Annotated in this window: 14 protein-coding genes; 5 read left to right on the top strand and 9 right to left on the bottom strand. The window is 57.5% G+C overall.

All coding sequences use genetic code 11. From position 1 onward, the window contains the following. Positions 1 to 16: 16 nt before the first annotated feature. The 8 genes from FY156_12830 to FY156_12865 form a co-directional block, all read right to left on the bottom strand. Positions 17 to 868, bottom strand: a complete 852-nt coding sequence (locus FY156_12830) for an urease accessory protein UreD (protein UXS02286.1) — start codon at positions 866 to 868, stop codon at positions 17 to 19. Further along, the gene (locus FY156_12835; protein UXS02287.1) at positions 775 to 2,037 is read right to left on the bottom strand and encodes a polyhydroxybutyrate depolymerase; all 1,263 of its coding nucleotides are present in this window, start codon (positions 2,035 to 2,037) and stop codon (positions 775 to 777) included. Before FY156_12835 ends, FY156_12830 begins: the two co-directional genes overlap by 94 nt. Positions 2,038 to 2,291: 254 nt before the next feature. After that, complete coding sequence (gene urtE / locus FY156_12840; protein ID UXS02288.1) at positions 2,292 to 2,987, bottom strand: urea ABC transporter ATP-binding subunit UrtE; 696 nt, start codon at positions 2,985 to 2,987, stop codon at positions 2,292 to 2,294. Between the two features lies 1 nt (position 2,988). After that, a complete protein-coding gene (gene urtD / locus FY156_12845) occupies positions 2,989 to 3,750 on the bottom strand; it encodes an urea ABC transporter ATP-binding protein UrtD (protein ID UXS02289.1) in 762 nt (253 codons plus the stop codon). A 7-nt stretch (positions 3,751 to 3,757) separates the two neighbouring features. Beyond that, positions 3,758 to 4,936, bottom strand: coding sequence for an urea ABC transporter permease subunit UrtC (urtC, locus tag FY156_12850; GenBank protein ID UXS02290.1), 1,179 nt, complete (start codon positions 4,934 to 4,936; stop codon positions 3,758 to 3,760). Then, entirely contained in the window at positions 4,933 to 6,537 is a 1,605-nt protein-coding gene (gene urtB, locus FY156_12855) for an urea ABC transporter permease subunit UrtB (protein UXS02291.1), read from the bottom strand. The genes urtC and urtB overlap by 4 nt, the downstream gene beginning before the upstream one ends. Positions 6,538 to 6,750: 213 nt before the next feature. Continuing rightward, positions 6,751 to 8,040, bottom strand: coding sequence for an urea ABC transporter substrate-binding protein (gene urtA, locus FY156_12860; GenBank protein UXS02292.1), 1,290 nt, complete (start codon positions 8,038 to 8,040; stop codon positions 6,751 to 6,753). Between the two features lie 202 nt (positions 8,041 to 8,242). Beyond that, positions 8,243 to 8,440, bottom strand: a complete 198-nt coding sequence (locus FY156_12865) for a DUF2735 domain-containing protein (protein UXS02293.1) — start codon at positions 8,438 to 8,440, stop codon at positions 8,243 to 8,245. 490 nt (positions 8,441 to 8,930) lie between these two features. Between FY156_12865 and FY156_12870 the strand changes: the two genes are divergently transcribed. The 4 genes from FY156_12870 to FY156_12885 all read left to right on the top strand — a co-directional run bounded on the left by FY156_12870 (position 8,931) and on the right by FY156_12885 (position 15,400). Continuing rightward, complete coding sequence (locus tag FY156_12870; GenBank protein ID UXS02294.1) at positions 8,931 to 9,965, top strand: glutamine synthetase; 1,035 nt, start codon at positions 8,931 to 8,933, stop codon at positions 9,963 to 9,965. Positions 9,966 to 10,217: 252 nt separating this feature from the next. Then, positions 10,218 to 10,988 carry an SDR family oxidoreductase gene (locus FY156_12875; GenBank protein UXS02295.1) on the top strand — a complete coding sequence of 257 codons (771 nt, stop codon included), beginning with the start codon at positions 10,218 to 10,220 and terminating at the stop codon, positions 10,986 to 10,988. 84 nt (positions 10,989 to 11,072) lie between these two features. After that, a complete protein-coding gene (locus FY156_12880) occupies positions 11,073 to 14,474 on the top strand; it encodes a response regulator (GenBank protein UXS02296.1) in 3,402 nt (1,133 codons plus the stop codon). Then, positions 14,471 to 15,400 carry a response regulator transcription factor gene (locus FY156_12885; GenBank protein ID UXS02297.1) on the top strand — a complete coding sequence of 310 codons (930 nt, stop codon included), beginning with the start codon at positions 14,471 to 14,473 and terminating at the stop codon, positions 15,398 to 15,400. Before FY156_12880 ends, FY156_12885 begins: the two co-directional genes overlap by 4 nt. 21 nt (positions 15,401 to 15,421) lie before the next feature. On the opposite strand, the gene cysQ is transcribed toward FY156_12885, so the two are convergent. Further along, positions 15,422 to 16,195 carry a 3'(2'),5'-bisphosphate nucleotidase CysQ gene (gene cysQ / locus FY156_12890; GenBank protein UXS03141.1) on the bottom strand — a complete coding sequence of 258 codons (774 nt, stop codon included), beginning with the start codon at positions 16,193 to 16,195 and terminating at the stop codon, positions 15,422 to 15,424. A 410-nt stretch (positions 16,196 to 16,605) separates the two neighbouring features. On the opposite strand from cysQ, the gene FY156_12895 reads away from it, so the two are divergent. After that, positions 16,606 to 17,508, top strand: a complete 903-nt coding sequence (locus FY156_12895; protein ID UXS02298.1) for a branched-chain amino acid ABC transporter permease LivH — start codon at positions 16,606 to 16,608, stop codon at positions 17,506 to 17,508. Position 17,509 lies beyond the last annotated feature (1 nt).

Raw genomic sequence — 17,509 nt, forward strand, 5'->3', positions numbered from 1 at the left:
CCCAAAATATGAAGCTTTACAGATTCCAGACTTTCGGCACTGACGCGCCATTTCGCAAGAGCGAAATGACCGGGAAGAGTATTTTTCTGAGCGAGAAGCCGTCGGTTGCCGAAACGCGGATAACAAGCTTGCCCTGCCACTCACTCGCCCCGCCATGATCGCCAATGATGTCGCGGATTTTTGTCAGGTAAGATTCGGCAAGCGGACCGATATAGAGGATCGTTGCGAAGGCGACCTGGCCGGACAGCACGGCAGCTTTGGCCGTCAGGTCAGCAATATCGCCATCAAGCAGCAATTCCTCGGCATGAACGAGCTGTCCGCCATGGCGAATGCGCCAGCGGTCACGGAAAAGGCCAGTATTCATGGCCTCTCCCATCGCCTGGCGACCGAGCAGCACGGCCTCGGCGGCTATGAACTCGGCGGATGCGTCAAGATCCGCTTCCAGCCTGCGGGTCAGCGATGACTGATCGAAAAGGATTGTTTCCTGCGGCAGCCAGTGAAGCTTTGCACCTGGGCCTGCAGACATGCGGGCAGTGACGGCAGCAGTACCCGACGATGCCTTGTAGACTTTTTCGCAGGCCTGGGTCGTCACCACCAGCGACGTGCCTCCAGCGGCTACCGCTTGCCATTCGATCTGGTCGCCACCCGTCAGGCCACCGGAAGAATTGATGAGGATTGCCTCGATCTCGTTCGAAAAGGTATCCGGCAAGCGGATCTTGGCGCAGCCTTCCTGAAACAGTTCGTCAAGACGGCTGCGTCCTTCGACCGCCTTTGTTACAATGCGTCCTCGCCCGCGGGCGCGTTGTTGAGGGGCATGTTCACTGCCTTGCTGGCCGGAAGGGCGGATGCTTTGCTGCTCTGACTGCACGATGTCTCCGGGGTGGTTGCGGAAGCGGAAACCACCTTCGCAACGCAGTCTTTTTTCACGACCGCATCCACCACCAGTTGCCCTTCCGTATTACGGAAGAAATCCCACATTCTTTCAGCCGCATCAACCGTTCGCGTTACCTCACCTGTGGGCATTTTGCGCTCGACCGCAGCTTCGGCCTTGACCGTCGGGGTCGGTTCGCTGGCGCCCGGCTTGCGGGTCACGATGGCGGATGCCGCCAGCACTTCCGCTTTCATGGTCGCGCGCGGCCAGGCATGGTCCCAATTGTCGATGACATAGGAATGGATACGCGCGCCGGACTTGCATACGTCATAGGAATTGACGATGAAACTTTCGCCGGATTTGCTTTTTGCGCCGCCCTTGCAGCCATCCAGCTCCGCCCAGCGTTTCAGCGCCGTTTCACCACCATATTGCCAATAGGCCTTGCCACCGCCCTGATAGGGGTTGGCCGGGTCCTTGGTTCCCGCAAACGCAATGATCGACATAGGCCGGGCAGGCTTGCAGCTTGCCGCATCTGGCGCCCATTTGCCCTCTGCCTCGACCGGATAACCGGCGCGCAGCGACGCGACAAATCCTGCGGCCGAAAAATCGTTGCTGCCATTGCAAAGGAACTGCGACAGCATGCGTCCGCCACCGGAGTAACCCGAACCGAAGAAACGCTCCTCGTCGACGCAGAACTTGCCCTTCACCATGGCGATCGCATCGTTGATGTAGGAGACTTCATCCAAGCCGCCGGGACGTTTCGTAACACCGGGAACATTCCAGGCATGGGTGCCCGGCAACTCGCCATTCAGGCTGCCCTGCAATGCAACAACGACAACACCGTCACGCTCGGCCAGTTTGTCCCAGCCACTGCGGTCAAGCTGACCATTCGCGTTGCTGTTGGAACCGTGAAAATCGAAAACCACCGGCAGCGGTTTGTTTCCATCATAAGCGGATGGAACAAAATAGACACCCTGGCGTTCTGCGCCATTGGACAGGATGGAAAAGTCATGTCGACCCGGTTTCATACCGGGTCCGGGAACCTGACCGCAGGTCGATGCCGACGCTGCGACACCTGTGCTTGCGCAAATCGCAAGACCGATGGCGAGAGTACGAACGGAGCGGAACAGCCGGGCGGACCGGACAACTGCAAAGTCTAGATTCATTGACACGCCTTTATTGGGCACAGTTCCCCGACGATACGTCGGACGTGCGTGGAATGTAAGGGATCAACTGTCGCAGCGTGCGAATAGACTATCTCTGTGTCTCGCATGCAGCATTTGCGCTGCCAATAACACAGGCTGTTCTTCAATAAAATGCAAAAATTGCGCATGAAAGCTATGCAGAGCTGCATAGTCTTTCAAAATATTAATCGCCCGTTTGTATAGCGTGATCAGCGGGCGATGATTTCAAGGCAACTTTATACTGTCAGGTGACGTCGTGCTTCCGGCGTATCCAGCGTCTCAGCCAACCCTTCATGCACGATCTCGCCGCGGTCCATGATATAGACATAGTCGGCAAGCTCACGACAGAAGTCCAGATATTGCTCGACCAGCAGGATCGCCATACCGGTGCTGTCGCGAAGATATTTGATCGCCCGGCCGATATCCTTGATGATCGACGGCTGAATGCCTTCTGTCGGTTCGTCCAGCACAAGGATCTTCGGACGCGTTACCAGCGCCCGGCCGATGGCGAGCTGCTGTTGCTGGCCCCCGGACAAATCCCCTCCGCGTCTGGACAGCATGGATTGCAGGACAGGAAACAAACTGAAAATATCGTCGGGAATGAAGCGCTCCTTGCGCGGCAACGGCGCATAGCCGCTTTCGAGATTTTCCTGAACGGTCAACAGCGGGAAGATTTCGCGCCCTTGCGGAACATAACCCACACCACGCTTGGCCCGCTGGTAGGGAGCAAGACCGTTCAGTGTTTCACCTCCGAAGCTGATCGATCCGGCGCTGATGGCGTGTTGACCGGTGACGGCCCGCAACAGCGAACTTTTCCCGACCCCGTTACGTCCCAGAACGCAGGTGATCTTGCCCATTTCCGCATTGAGCGAAATGCCGCGCAACGCCTGGGCTGCGCCATAGTGAAGATTGATGTTTTCGACGTTCAGCATATCAGCGCCCCAGGTAGTTCTCGATCACCTTGGGATCGTTCGAGACAAAATCGATCGATCCCTCGGCCAGCACGGAGCCTTCAGCAAGGCATGTGACTTTCACGCCAAGCTCACGAATGAAACCCATGTCGTGTTCAACCACGACCACCGACCGGGTCTTTGCGATCTCCTTCAGAAGCACGGCTGTCTCGGCCGTTTCCGCATCGGTCATGCCTGCGACCGGCTCATCCACCAGAAGCAGTTTTGGCTCCTGCGCCAGCAACATACCGATCTCGAGCCACTGTTTCTGACCGTGCGAAAGATTGGCCGCCAGGTCGTTGCGACGATGTCCAAGACGCACTGTCGCAAGGATTTCCTCGATACGCGCCTTGTCCTCATCCGTCAGCCGATAGAACAGCGTGGCGAACACACCGCGCTTGCGGTTCAGTGCCAGTTCCAGATTGTCCCAGACCGTATGGCTTTCGAACACGGTCGGTTTCTGGAATTTTCGCCCGATACCGAGCTGAGCGATATCCGCCTCGTCTTTCTTCGTCAGGTCAACGCTGTCTTCGAAAAGCACAGTGCCTGTGTCAGGGCGGGTCTTGCCGGTGATGATATCCATCATCGTCGTCTTGCCGGCACCGTTCGGGCCAATGATGGCACGAAGCTCGCCGGGCTCGACCACGAAGGACAGAGAGTTCAGTGCCTTGAAGCCATCAAAGGATACGGAAACGCCATCGAGATAAAGCAGGCTTTTCGAACGGTTTTCGGAAATCGTGTTCATATCAACCTCACTCCGCAGCCTGCTGCGTGACTGCTGCGGCGTCATCGTTGCCCGCGTCGCTTTCGCTCTGCCGCTTTGCGACCAGACGCTTTTCCCGCCGCCCGGCCAAGTAATGCTGGATGGTGCCAACGATGCCCTTGGGAAAGAACAATGTGACTGCGATGAAAAGACCACCGAGCGCAAACAGCCAGAATTCAGGAAATGCACCGGTGAAATAGCTCTTGCCGCCATTGACCAGCACCGCACCGATGATCGGCCCGATCAAGGTCCCGCGACCACCGACGGCAGTCCAAACTACCACTTCGATGGAGTTGGCTGGAGAAAACTCACCGGGATTGATGATGCCGACCTGCGGCACGAACAGTGCACCGGCGATGCCGGCGATCATCGCCGAGACGACGAAGGTGAAGAGCTTGATGTTCTCGACACGAAAGCCGAGGAAACGGACGCGGCTTTCCGCATCGCGCACACCGACCAGCACCTTGCCGAACTTGGAATTGACGATGCCGGCTGCGATCAGCAGCGAAACCGCAAGCATGATCGCCGTCATCGCAAAGAGTACGGCGCGCGTACCATCCGCCTGCACCGAAAAACCGAGGATATCCTTGAAGTCCGTCAGGCCGTTATTGCCGCCGAATCCCATGTCGTTGCGGAAGAAGGCAAGCAACAGCGCGTAGGTCATGGCCTGTGTGATGATCGATAGATAGACACCGTTGACACGGCTGCGGAAGGCAAACCAACCGAACACGAACGCAAGCAACCCAGGCACAACCAGCACCATCAGCGCTGCGAACCAGAACATGTCGAAGCCATGCCAGAACCAGGGCAGTTCCTTCCAGTTCAGAAACACCATGAAGTCGGGCAGAACGGGGTGACCATAAACACCGCGGGTGCCGATCTGGCGCATCAGATACATGCCCATGGCGTAACCGCCGAGCGCGAAAAAGGCGGCGTGACCAAGCGAAAGAATGCCGCAGTAGCCCCACACCAGATCGAGCGCCAGCGCCAGCATCGCATAGGCGAGATATTTGCCGAGCATCGACATGATATAAGTCGGTACATGCAGCGGGTGATCTGCAGGCAAAAGCAGGTTTGATGCCGGAATGAGCAGCGCGACGGCCAGAATGATGCCGATGGCGATGGAGATGCGCCGGTCGAGCGCTTTGATGAGGAAGCCGGTAATCATGCTTCGATTGCCCTTCCCTTGAGTGCGAAGAGACCGCGCGGCCGCTTCTGGATGAACAGGATGATGAGGACGAGCACGAGGATTTTACCGAGTACCGCACCGACAGTCGGCTCCAGGAACTTGTTGAAGACCCCAAGCGACAGCGCACCTACCAGCGTACCCCAAAGATTGCCGACGCCGCCAAACACCACCACCATGAAGCTGTCGATGATGTAGCTCTGGCCAAGGTTTGGCGACACATTGTCGATCTGGGAAAGAGCAACCCCGGCAAGCCCGGCGACACCTGATCCGAGTGCAAAGGTGAAGGCATCGACCCAAGGGGTTTTGATACCCATCGATGATGCCATACGGCGGTTCTGGGTCACGGCACGCATTTCGAGCCCGAAGGACGAACGCTTCAGCAACATGAGCAGCGCGAAAAACACCGACAACGAGAAGGCGACGATCCACACGCGGTTCCAGGTGAAGTTCAGATAACCGATGCTGAAGGAGCCGGACATCCAACTCGGGCTGCCAACTTCACGGTTGGTCGGGCCGAAGATCGAACGGACACCCTGTTGGAGGATAAGCGAAATACCCCAGGTCGCGAGAAGCGTTTCCAGTGGCCGCCCATAGAGGAAGCGGATAACACCGCGTTCCATGACTAGGCCGATGGCACCAGTGACAAGAAACGCAACCGGCAGCGCAATTGCCAGCGACCAATCGAACAGGCCAGGAAAATTGGAGCGGATGACGTCCTGCACCATGAAGGTCGAATAAGCGCCAATCATCACCATTTCGCCATGCGCCATGTTGATGATGCCCATCACACCAAAGGTGATGGCAAGACCGATCGCCGCGAGCAGCAACACGGAACCGAGCGACAGACCGTACCAGACGTTCTGAACATTATCCCAAAAGGCCAGCGAACCTTCGATGCCCGCAATTGCAGCATCGATATCGGGTTTCAGACTTGCATCGACGGAAGATGATGCGGCCATGAGAATGCTGATCGCATCGCGACCGCCAATGTTCTTGATGGTTTCGATTGCGGCCTTTTTCTGGTCGGCGGGACGGTCGGAGGAAAGCAACGAAACCGCTCTCGCCTCTTCCATGCGGGCGCGCACCTCTGCATCCGTTTCCTTGGCGAGGGCGGCATCGAGCAATTCGAGATTTTCTGCGCTTGGCGCCTTCAGGACCGCATCCGCTGCTGAAAGCCGCACGGATTTCTGCGGGCTCAGCAGCGTCAGACCGCCAAGTGCCGCGCGAATGACGCGGCGCAGATTGTTGTTGACCTTGACCTTGGTAACGGCGGCCTTGGGGGCTTCACCCGCACTCTCGCCAGAAAGCGGATCGATCAGCGTGAAATTTGCACCAGCTGTCTTGACCATGAAGACTGCGTTGTCGGCCTTTCGCAGATAGAGATCACCCGCAGCAAAGGCTTCAAGCGGTGCGACGACGCGCGGATCTCCGCTGGCGGCAATCTGGCCGATCAATGTTTCAGCCTGCTTGAAATCCGCCGTCCCGAGCGCATCGATCAGCGCTTTCGGCTCACTCTGCGCCGCCGCCGGCATGGCCAGACACATCAGCATGCCGATAAAGGTCAACACACGAAGAAACATAGTCCCAAGTCCCCCTTGGATGCCCTCCCGTCTGGAAGGCAGCTTTACTTCTCTCCGCCATGCCTGAACTGATCCGGCAAACTCCGTTAGCCGCGCAGATGCACGGCTGCTGGGTTCCGGTCTGAAACCGGAGTGGCGGCCCACGACTCATGCCGCAGGTCATTGGAATGAGAGGCGCTTTGGCGCGCCTCTCTGCATGCATTCGAAATCAGATCAGCTGCCCTTGCCGCCGCACTTGCCGGTCGCAACGTTGAAGTTGCCGCAGGACATCGGCTTGCGCCAATCCGAGATCAGGTCCTTGGAGTCAGGCAGATAGTCCGACCACTCATCGCCGACCACGGCAGGCGTTTCCTGAACGACTTCGAACTGGCCATCAGCCTGAATTTCGCCGATCAGGACCGGTTTGGTGATGTGGTGGTTCGGCATCACGGTCGAGTAACCGCCCGAAAGGTTCGGAACCGAAACGCCGATGATCGAGTCAAGAACAGCGTCCGTATCGGTCGTGCCGGCAGACTCGACAGCCTTCACCCAGGCATTGAAGCCGATATAGGCAGCTTCCATCGGGTCGTTGGTCACGCGCTTGTCGTTTTTGGTGAACGCGTGCCAGGTCTTGATGAACTCGGCGTTGACTGGAGCGTCGACGGACTGGAAGTAGTTCCAGGCAGCCAGATGGCCGACCAGCGGCGATGTGTCGAGACCGGCAAGCTCTTCTTCACCCACGGAGAAGGCAACAACAGGAATGTCTTCGGCCTTGATGCCCTGGTTCGCGAGTTCCTTGTAGAACGGCACGTTGGCGTCACCATTGATGGTGGAAACCACCGCGGTCTTCTTGCCTGCAGAACCGAACTTCTTGATGTCGGACACGATTGTCTGCCAGTCGGAATGACCGAATGGCGTGTAGTTGATCATGATGTCCTCTTCCTTGACGCCCTTGGACATCAGGTAGGCCTTCAGGATCTTGTTGGTCGTCTGTGGGTAGACATAGTCCGTACCGGCCAGAACCCAGCGTTCGACACCTTCGGTGTTGGCGAGATAATCAACGGCAGGGATGGCCTGCTGGTTCGGAGCGGCACCGGTGTAGAAGATGTTGCGCGAGGATTCCTCACCCTCGTACTGTACCGGATAGAAGAGAATGGAGTTCAGCTCTTCAAAAACCGGAAGAACGGACTTGCGCGACGAAGACGTCCAGCAACCGAAGACGGCGGCAACCTTGTCCTGGCTGATGAGCTGGCGAGCCTTTTCAGCAAACAGAGGCCAATCGGACGCGGGGTCGACCACCACAGCTTCGAGCTTCTTGCCCAGAACGCCGCCCTTCTTGTTCTGCTCTTCGATGAGCATCAGCATGGCGTCTTTCAGCGTCGTCTCGGAAATTGCCATGGTGCCGGAAAGAGAATGCAGAACGCCCACCTTGATCGTGTCATCGGCAGCAAATGCGCCGTGGAACGCCGTGGTGGACAGAATGGCGCCGAGCAATGCGCCAGTCAGCGTTTTTCTAAATGTCATCGGAAGAACCCCTCTCCTTGTTTTAGCCTCTATGGGCATCGGCAGCGCTTGAGACCGCCGCTGGAGGAGACTATCGATCTCGCAGACGCGAAACCGTATACGTCAATTGACGTAGGTGGGGTGGCGAAAGGTGCAGCAACAAAAGACGAAGCCGCGCGACCGGAGGCCGCGCGGCTTACAAATGAAATCGGTTTAACTGCGATCAGGCGTGCGGTTTGTCGTTTCGCTCTTCGTCCCGGATCGCCTCGTCGTGATACCACGAGCCGAAATCGATGTGCGGCGCCCTTGCTTCTTCCTCAAGAGCGCTCAAACCGCTCTTTCGAAACTTGGAAACGCCTGCGCGTCCGCCAACGGGGAATTGATAGATTGTTGCAGTCTCACGATGAAAGCCGGTCGCCATTTCGAACTTCTCACTTTCTTTGCATCGAAGCGCTTCGCTGATGAAGCAAACTTCCGAGCCTCGGATTCGCTCCACTTGATTAAAAAAAAATCACGTTGCGAAAAATATAGGCATTAATCGCCACTCCGGCAAGAAAAACCATTCCAGAAGCGCCGGATTTCAAGGCATTTGCCAAACGAACGAACGAACCGCCAATCTGTGCGCCGCAGCAGCCGTTCTGCAGCCGACGCCAGGCCTATGCATAAGAAATCACTCATGAATCATAAGGGGTGTTTTTGCTTGCTGCGGCGCAGCATTACCTCGGCGGCGATGTGGCATCGGCATTTTCCAGATCGGCACCAGAAAGATTTTTCGAAAAAATCGGCAAACAACACCAATCTGGCACGCAACATGCATCTATCCCGGCAGCCCTTGATCGCGAGAGCGGCTTCCGGCGGCGAAAGCACCGGGGGCCTCAAGGCTTCGCATTTTTACCTATGAGAGGTTCGTAATGACTAAGTTCAAACTCGAGTACATCTGGCTCGACGGGTACAAGCCGGTACCAAATCTGCGCGGCAAGACGCAGGTCAAGGAATTCGACGAATTCCCCACGCTCGAGCAGCTCCCGCTTTGGGGCTTCGATGGCTCGTCCACCCAGCAGGCTGAAGGCCATAGCTCGGATTGCGTACTGAAGCCTGTTGCGATCTACCCGGACCCGGCCCGCACGAACGGCGCTCTCGTCATGTGCGAAGTCATGATGCCTGATGGCGTTACCCCGCACTCTTCCAACAGCCGCGCAACCATCCTTGACGATGAAGACGCATGGTTCGGCTTTGAGCAGGAATACTTCTTCTACCAGGACGGCCGCCCGCTCGGCTTCCCTGAGCAGGGTTACCCGGCTCCGCAGGGCCCGTACTACACCGGCGTTGGCTACAAGAACGTTGGTTCGGTTGCTCGCGAGATCGTTGAAGAGCACCTCGACCTCTGCCTCGAAGCAGGCATCAACCACGAAGGCATCAACGCCGAAGTGGCCAAGGGTCAGTGGGAATTCCAGATTTTCGGCAAGGGCTCCAAGCGCGCCGCCGACCAGATCTGGATCGCACGTTACCTGCTTCTCCGTCTGTGCGAACAGTACGGCATCGACGTAGAATTCCACTGCAAGCCGCTCGGCGACACCGACTGGAACGGCTCCGGCATGCACTGCAACTTCTCCACGAAGTTCATGCGTGAAGTTGGCGGCAAGGAATACTTCGAAGCCCTCATGGCTGCGTTTTCCAAGAACTGGAAAGAGCACATCGACGTTTACGGCCCGGACAACCACCTGCGTCTGACCGGCAAGCACGAAACGGCTCCGTGGAACAAGTTCTCCTACGGCGTTGCTGACCGTGGCGCATCGATCCGCGTCCCGCACTCCTTCGTCAACAACGGCTACAAGGGCTACCTTGAAGACCGTCGTCCGAACTCTCAGGGTTGCCCGTACCAGATCGCTTCCATCGTTCTGAAGACGATCGCGGAAGTCCCGACAGCAAAGTCGGCTGCTGCCTGATAAACAAAAAATGGCGTCGTCTTCAAACGAGACGACGCCATTTTTGCGTCATGCGCACACCGCCTACTCCTGGAGCGCCAGCGCTCATCGTTTTTCCTTAAAACAAGAGCACAAAAAGGCATCAGTCCTTTACGGAACAGTTCAATCGAACGGCTGAGCCGCGAGGTGACCTTTCGCCAGTTCACTGCGGCAGCGTATCCTGCGCGCTGGAAAATTCCCGCAATACGGGCCCGCAATACAGGAAGGTGAACGATGAGCATTCTCCGGAAATTCTCCCTTGAAAACCGCACAGCGATCATCACCGGCAGCGGACGCGGCCTCGGCTTCGAAATCGCCAAGGCCTTTGCTGAAGCTGGCGCCCATGTCTGGCTGACTGGTCGCAGTGTCGAGACGCTGGAGACGGCGGTCAATTCCCTTCGTGAAGCAGGCGGCAAGGCCGATTATGCCGCTTTCGACATTGCCGACACGGCGGAAGGCGGCAACCTCGTTCGGCGCGTCGTCGACGAGGCCGGACATCTCGACATTCTCGTCAACAATGTCGGTGCACGCGACCGCCGCCCTCTGGCCGAGTTCAATGACGAGGATATGCTAGATCTTATCCGCACCGACCTTACCTCTTCCATTTCGCTGTCTCGCGATGCTGCCGAAGCGATGAAGGCAAAGGCTTACGGGCGCATCATCACGATCACCTCCATCCTTGGCTACATGGTCAGACCTGGAGACGCGATCTATCCCGTCGCCAAACAGGGCCTCACAGGTTTGATGCGCTCCATCGCTGTAGAGTATGGCGCGCAGGGCATCACCAGCAATGCAATCTCGCCTGGCATGTTCGCCACAGAAACCAACGCCGCACTTGCCGAGAACCCTGAAATGATCGCTTTTGCTAAGCTGCGCGTCCCGCTGGAACGCTGGGGCAAACCTGATGAAATTGCCGGCGCGGCGCTGTTTCTGGCCAGCGACGCATCCTCTTTCGTCAATGGCCACGTATTGACAGTGGACGGCGGCATGTCGGTCCGGCTCTGACGCGGTATTCCCTTGCAAAAACGGCCCTTTCGCTCGAAAGTGCACAATTGAACATCACTTTCGAAAGAGCGCTGGTTTTTAGGCATGGCCGCACGGCAACGCATCATTCCCGTCAGGCGCGAATATAACCGTTGGGTCGCCAACCAGACGCTGGAAGACTACGCCCTGCGCTTCACGGCCAAGAGCGCACGTCAGTTTTCGTCCAACCGCATTTCGCATACAGCCATCGGCGCGATTTCCTTTCTCGCACTGGAGGCTATCGGCGGGGCCATCACTCTTTCCTACGGCACGACGAATGCCTTTTATGCGATTGTCGTCGCAGCCATCGCCATGCTCGCTGTTGGACTGCCGATCAGTCGCTACGCCATCCGCCATGGCGTCGACATCGATCTGCTGACGCGCGGTGCAAGTTTCGGCTACATCGGCTCAACGATTACCTCGCTGATCTACGCCGCCTTCACCTTCATGCTGTTCGCCATCGAAGCGTCGATCATGTCTGGTGCGCTGGAACTGGCGCTCGGTATTCCGCTCTGGATCGGTTACATCATTTCGGCCGTCATGGTCATTCCGCTCGTCACCCACGGCGTGCGCCTCATCAGCCGTTTTCAGATCGTTACCCAACCCTTCTGGATCGTGCTGAACATCCTGCCGTTCATCTTCATCGCCGTCATGGACTGGGAGAAATTCGACCTCTGGCGTGCATTTTCCGGCATCCATCATGCCTCAGGACCGCCCGGAACCGTGGCTCCCTTCAACCTCGTCGAGTTTGGCGCAGCCTCTGCCGTCATTCTGGCGCTGATGTCACAAATCGGCGAGCAGGTGGACTTTTTGCGCTTCCTGCCCGCCGAAGGCCAGAGCCGGTTGCGTCACCGCATCGCTGTGTTCCTGGCCGGCTCCGGCTGGGTGCTCGTGGGCGTTCCGAAACTGCTGGCCGGATCCTTCCTCGTGGTCTTGACCTTCAGCTCCGGCATCTCCGTCGACCGTGCCGCCGATCCTGCGCAAATGTATCTGACTGCCTTCGGCTACATGATCCCCAATCACACGGCGGCAATGCTGCTCATGGTCGCCTTCGTCGTGGTGTCTCAGCTCAAGATCAATGTGATGAACGCCTATGCGGGCTCACTTGCCTGGTCCAACTTCTTTTCCCGCCTCACCCACAGCCATCCGGGCCGCGTCGTGTGGCTGGTGTTCAACGTGGCGATTGCCCTGTTGCTGATGGAACTCGGCATCTACCGTCTGCTGGAAGAAACCCTCGGCATTTTTTCCATCATCGCCATGGCCTGGCTATGCACCATTTCGGCCGATCTTTTCGTCAACAAGCCGCTCGGCCTCGCCCCACCCGGTATCGAGTTCAAGCGCGCTCATCTCTACGATATCAATCCGGTCGGCGTCGGCTCTATGGCGCTTTCGGCGACCATTGCCTTGATGGCGCATTTTGGTGTGTTCGGTAGTGTCGTCGCCTCGCTTGCCCCCTACCTCACTCTGATTGTCGCGTTTATCGCCTCGCCACTGATTGCCTGGGGAACGAACGGAAAATTCTACCTGGCCCGCAAGCCACGGCAGAAGTGGCATGAGGAAAGCTCGATCACCTGTTCGATCTGTGAACATCCATTCGAGCCAGAAGACATGGCATGGTGCCCGGCCTATGCCGCACCCATCTGTTCGTTGTGCTGTTCGCTGGACAGTCGTTGCCACGATATGTGCAAGCCGAAGGCCAAGCTCAATTATCAGGTCGCCACCGTCGCGAAGTCCTTTCTGCCGGATGATCTGGTGGCAAAACTGGCGACGCGGCTCGGGCGATACGCCATGGCGGCCGCCATCGCCGTCACGACAATCGGCGTCATTCTGGCGCTGATCGCCCATCAGGTCGGCACCGCCTCTCCGGCAACGGCTGACGTGGTGAACCGCACCATCCTCATCGTCTTTTTCGTGTTCGCCGTCATTGCCGGGATCGTCTGCTGGTTCCTGGTTCTCGCCCATGACAGCCGGGTGGTGGCGGAAGAGGAATCGTCACGACAGAACACGTTGCTGCTGAAAGAAATCGCCGCACACAAAAAAACCGACGCCGCTCTTCAGGATGCCAAGGAAACGGCCGAAGCCGCAAACCGCGCCAAGAGCCGTTACGTTGTGGGCCTCAGCCACGAATTGCGAACACCTCTCAATGCCGTCCTGGGCTACGCGCAAATCCTTGAGCGCGACGATACAATCCCTCCGCCACGTCAATCCGCAATCAGGGTCATCAGGCGTTCTGCCGATCATCTGTCCGGTCTGATCGATGGTTTGCTCGACATTTCGAAGATCGAAGCAGGCCGTCTGCAGGTCTATTCCAACGAAATCAACATTCAGGATTTTCTCGACCAGATCGTCGATATGTTTCGCCCGCAGGCACAGGCAAAGAGCCTGGAATTCAAGCATGAGCGCGCCCGCAGCTTGCCGCAATATGTCCGAACCGACGAAAAACGCCTGCGCCAGATCCTCGTCAATCTGCTTTCGAATGCCATCAAATTCACCGACGCAGGTGTCGTCACCTTTGATGTCGCTTATCGCAATCAGGTGGCAACCTTCACGGTAACAGATACCGGGCGCGGCATTGCCGAAAAGGATTTGAGCCGCATCTACGAACCTTTCCAGCGTGGTGAGGCCGAAAGCGTTCGTCCCATGCCGGGGCTCGGCCTTGGTCTGACCATCACCCAGCTTCTGACCAATACGCTCGGCGGAGAAATCGCCGTGGCAAGCGAGAAAGACAAGGGGTCGACTTTCCGCGTCCGGCTGATGTTGTCAGCCATCGATCGACCAAGCACTGCACCGGCAGCGGAAAAAACCATCCGCTCCTATTCCGGACCTCGCCGCACCATCGTTGTGGTTGATGACAACGAGGATCATCGCGAGCTGATGCGGGAAGTGCTTGTACCGCTGGATTTCGTGGTCCTGACCGCACAGAGCGGGCCGGAATGCCTCACCCTGATTGAAGGCGTCAAACCCGACCTTTTTCTCATCGATATTTCCATGCCTGGCATGACCGGCTGGCAATTGGTGTCGAAGCTGCGTGATGCCGGGCAGACAGCGCCTCTCATCATGCTCTCGGCCAATATCGGCGATGGGGCGATTGCCGGTGCGGGAGAGGACAACCACAACGACGCCATCGCCAAGCCGGTCGACATCCGCCAGCTTTGCGACAAGCTTGCCGTCCACCTCGGTCTGAAATGGATTTATGAGACGGATCCACCAACCGTGCTGGAAAAACCGATCAGGGCGCCAGTCATCAACCCTGGCGCGATCCATATTCAGGATTTGCAGCGCCTCGGCGAAATCGGCTACATACGCGGCATCGAAGCAAAACTTGCCGACCTTGCCCGCAATGAAGACAACCGGCCCTTTACGGAGGAGCTGGGAGCCTATGTGCAGGCATTCGATCTCGCCGGATATGCGGATTTCCTCAGCGGCTTCGAAGACGGGGACAAAAACAGGAAAGAACGCAAGGCATGAGCGAACCGTCGACGGCGCACCCCAGAGATATCGTGCTTCTGGTCGATGACAGCCCGGAAGCTCTCGGTTTCCTGACCGAAGCCCTGGAGCAGTCCGGCTTCTCGGCACTGATTGCAACATCGGGGCAAGCGGCGCTGAACATTGCCGAGCGTATTACGCCAGACATCATTTTACTCGATGCCGTCATGCCGAACATGGACGGTTTCGAAACCTGCCGCCGCCTGAAGTCCAACGCTGCGGTGGCACAAGTGCCGGTGATTTTCATGACCGGACTGACCGAAACCGAACATGTCGTGCGAGCGCTGGAGTCCGGCGGCGTCGATTATCTGACCAAACCGATCAACATCGATGAGTTGCGTGCCCGTATCCGCGTTCATCTTTCGAACGCCCGCTCGGCACAAAGCGCCCGCGTGGCGCTCGACGCCGCTGGTCGCCATCTGCTTGCGGTACGCGCCAGCGGTGCTATCCATTGGTCTACACCGCAAGCGACACGGCTCGTCAATGCCGCGACCGGTCGCGATGACGGGCTTGAGATCATCGTCAGCCATATCGCCGGCTGGCTTGCCGATCGGGCCACTGTCGACACAGGCCGCGATACGCCTTTGACGATAACGCAAGCCGGACGCCCTGCCCTGCAGCTATCTTTTCTTGGGGCCATGGGACCGGACGAACATCTGTTTCGTCTGACAGCCGCGAACGAGAAATCGGGCGATCATCTTCTGAAAGAACATTTTGCGCTGACGGCCCGCGAATCCGAGGTGCTCTTGTGGATCGCCAAGGGCAAATCCAACCGCGATATCGGCGATATTCTCGGTCTCTCCGCGCGTACCGTGAACAAGCACCTGGAGCAGATCTACGTCAAACTCGGCGTCGAAAACCGTGCGTCAGCGGCGGTAAAGGCAGCTCACATCCTGCATCGGGGATAAGCCTCAAGACTTGGGCGATACCTAAGCCGTCATGCCCTCGGCAATGAAATCCGGATTGGCAAGCGCATCCTCGCCTTCGCCCCTCACCTCATAGGCAAGCGGACGACCTGAACAATCGAGCGTTCTGCCACCGGCGGCACGCAGCACCGCATCGCCTGCAGCCGTATCCCACATCATGGTACGGCTGAAACGCGGATAAATGTCGGCCACACCTTCCGCCAGAAGACAGAACTTAAGCGACGAGCCAACCGAAACACAATCTTTGAGACCATGTTCGGCCACGAAGGCTTCCGTCTTTGCAGTACAATGCGAACGGCTGATCAGCGCCACTGGTGAGGCCGCACGCATGCGGGCGCGAATGGCATGGCGCGCTTCAATCGCACCTTCCGTTGACACCGTCAGCTTCTCCGCAATTTGCTCTTCACCGGTCCACGCTTGTCCCCGGCAAGGCGCGTAAACAACGCCCGCAACAGGAACGCCATTGCGGATCAGCGCGATGTTGACGGTAAAATCGTCCTTGCCGGCGATGAATTCCTTCGTTCCATCCAGCGGGTCGACAAGAAAAAACTGCTCGGCAATCTCTGGAACGGCACCATTGGAAACCGCTTCTTCCGCAATAACTGGAATATCGGGAAAGTTGCGCGCCAGCGCTTCCAGAATGATCGTTTCCGCCCGCTGATCGGCCTCCGTTACCGGCGAACAGTCGTTCTTATAGGAGACATTTGGGCCGGCCTTGTGCACTGCCATAATGGCTTGCCCGGCATCAAGTGCAGCCTGCGTCAATACCTCGATCATCCGTGAGCCCTTGTCAGTTTCGGGGCGCGTCAATACGTGCGGCACCGGCACCCCATTCGCGATGCGGTCGGCAAGGGCAGAAGCCGTTTGCGCTTTGTTTGTGGACCCTGACGCTGCCACTTTCGCTACTCCTTTGCAAACGCCTCGTCAAATAGTGGCATTTGGAATTCTATAAATAAGCATTTACCCGCCATTTTTTCAGCATTTCCTGCCAAAATCATGATCCATTTGATCGGGAAGCAGGCAGTGCGTGTGGAAATTCTAAATATTGTGCAGAAACGCGGGTTTTTGACTTCACATTTCCACCGAACACGATAAGGGTTTGAGAATGGGGGCAGCGCAATAAGTTTTCCCCCATAATTAACATAAACGAGGCGTGGCTCAGTAGAGGCCATACCCGGGGGAAAGACATGGAGTACTTTATCCAGCAGCTCATAAACGGGCTGACTCTGGGATCGATTTACGGTCTCATCGCCATTGGCTATACGATGGTCTACGGCATCATCGGCATGATCAACTTCGCACATGGCGATATCTTCATGCTCGGCGGCTTTGCAGCCTTGATTGTTTTCCTGATCGTCACATCTTTCGTCGCCGGCATCCCGGTGGCACTTCTTCTCATCCTGATGATGGTCGTGGCAATGCTGATGACCGGCCTGTGGAACTGGGCAATCGAGCGGGTGGCCTATCGCCCGTTGCGTGGCTCGTTCCGTCTGGCGCCGCTGATCACCGCGATCGGCATGTCGATCGCGCTTTCCAACTTCATCCAGGTAACGCAGGGTCCGCGTAACAAGCCGATCCCGTCGCTGGTGACGGACAGCTATCATTTCGGTGCGATCACCATTTCGCTCAAGCAGTTGATCATCGTTGTGGTGACGTCTGTTCTCTTGTTCGCGTTCTGGTACATCGTCAACAAGACGCCTCTCGGACGCGCACAGCGCGCCACCGAGCAAGACCGCAAGATGGCGGCACTGCTTGGTGTAGACGTTGACCGCACCATTTCGATCACCTTCATCATGGGCGCTGCACTCGCTGCCGTGGCCGGTACGATGTACCTCATGTACTACGGCGTGGCCTCGTTCAACGACGGCTTCATCCCCGGCGTAAAGGCGTTCACCGCCGCCGTTCTGGGTGGCATCGGTTCGCTTCCGGGTGCGGTTCTCGGTGGTCTCCTGATCGGCCTTATCGAGTCGCTCTGGTCTGCCTATTTCTCCATCGCCTACAAGGACGTAGCCGCATTTACCATTCTGGCTTTCGTGCTGATCTTTAAGCCGACCGGCATTCTGGGTCGTCCGGAAGTGGAGAAGGTGTAAG

It is taken from the genome of Agrobacterium tumefaciens (genome assembly GCA_025559845.1).
In the GTDB taxonomy this organism is placed as follows: Bacteria; Pseudomonadota; Alphaproteobacteria; order Rhizobiales; family Rhizobiaceae; genus Agrobacterium.

Bases quoted from the DNA above. Each gene is read 5' to 3' on its own strand.
- FY156_12835 (UXS02287.1), bottom strand. From the start codon at position 2,037: ATGAATCTAGACTTTGCAGTTGTCCGGTCCGCCCGGCTGTTCCGCTCC.
- urtE (UXS02288.1), bottom strand. From the start codon at position 2,987: ATGCTGAACGTCGAAAACATCAATCTTCACTATGGCGCAGCCCAGGCG.
- urtD (UXS02289.1), bottom strand. From the start codon at position 3,750: ATGAACACGATTTCCGAAAACCGTTCGAAAAGCCTGCTTTATCTCGAT.
- urtC (UXS02290.1), bottom strand. From the start codon at position 4,936: ATGATTACCGGCTTCCTCATCAAAGCGCTCGACCGGCGCATCTCCATC.
- urtB (UXS02291.1), bottom strand. From the start codon at position 6,537: ATGTTTCTTCGTGTGTTGACCTTTATCGGCATGCTGATGTGTCTGGCC.
- urtA (UXS02292.1), bottom strand. From the start codon at position 8,040: ATGACATTTAGAAAAACGCTGACTGGCGCATTGCTCGGCGCCATTCTG.
- FY156_12865 (UXS02293.1), bottom strand. From the start codon at position 8,440: ATGGCGACCGGCTTTCATCGTGAGACTGCAACAATCTATCAATTCCCC.
- FY156_12870 (UXS02294.1), top strand. From the start codon at position 8,931: ATGACTAAGTTCAAACTCGAGTACATCTGGCTCGACGGGTACAAGCCG.
- FY156_12875 (UXS02295.1), top strand. From the start codon at position 10,218: ATGAGCATTCTCCGGAAATTCTCCCTTGAAAACCGCACAGCGATCATC.
- FY156_12880 (UXS02296.1), top strand. From the start codon at position 11,073: ATGGCCGCACGGCAACGCATCATTCCCGTCAGGCGCGAATATAACCGT.
- FY156_12885 (UXS02297.1), top strand. From the start codon at position 14,471: ATGAGCGAACCGTCGACGGCGCACCCCAGAGATATCGTGCTTCTGGTC.
- cysQ (UXS03141.1), bottom strand. From the start codon at position 16,195: ATGATCGAGGTATTGACGCAGGCTGCACTTGATGCCGGGCAAGCCATT.
- FY156_12895 (UXS02298.1), top strand. From the start codon at position 16,606: ATGGAGTACTTTATCCAGCAGCTCATAAACGGGCTGACTCTGGGATCG.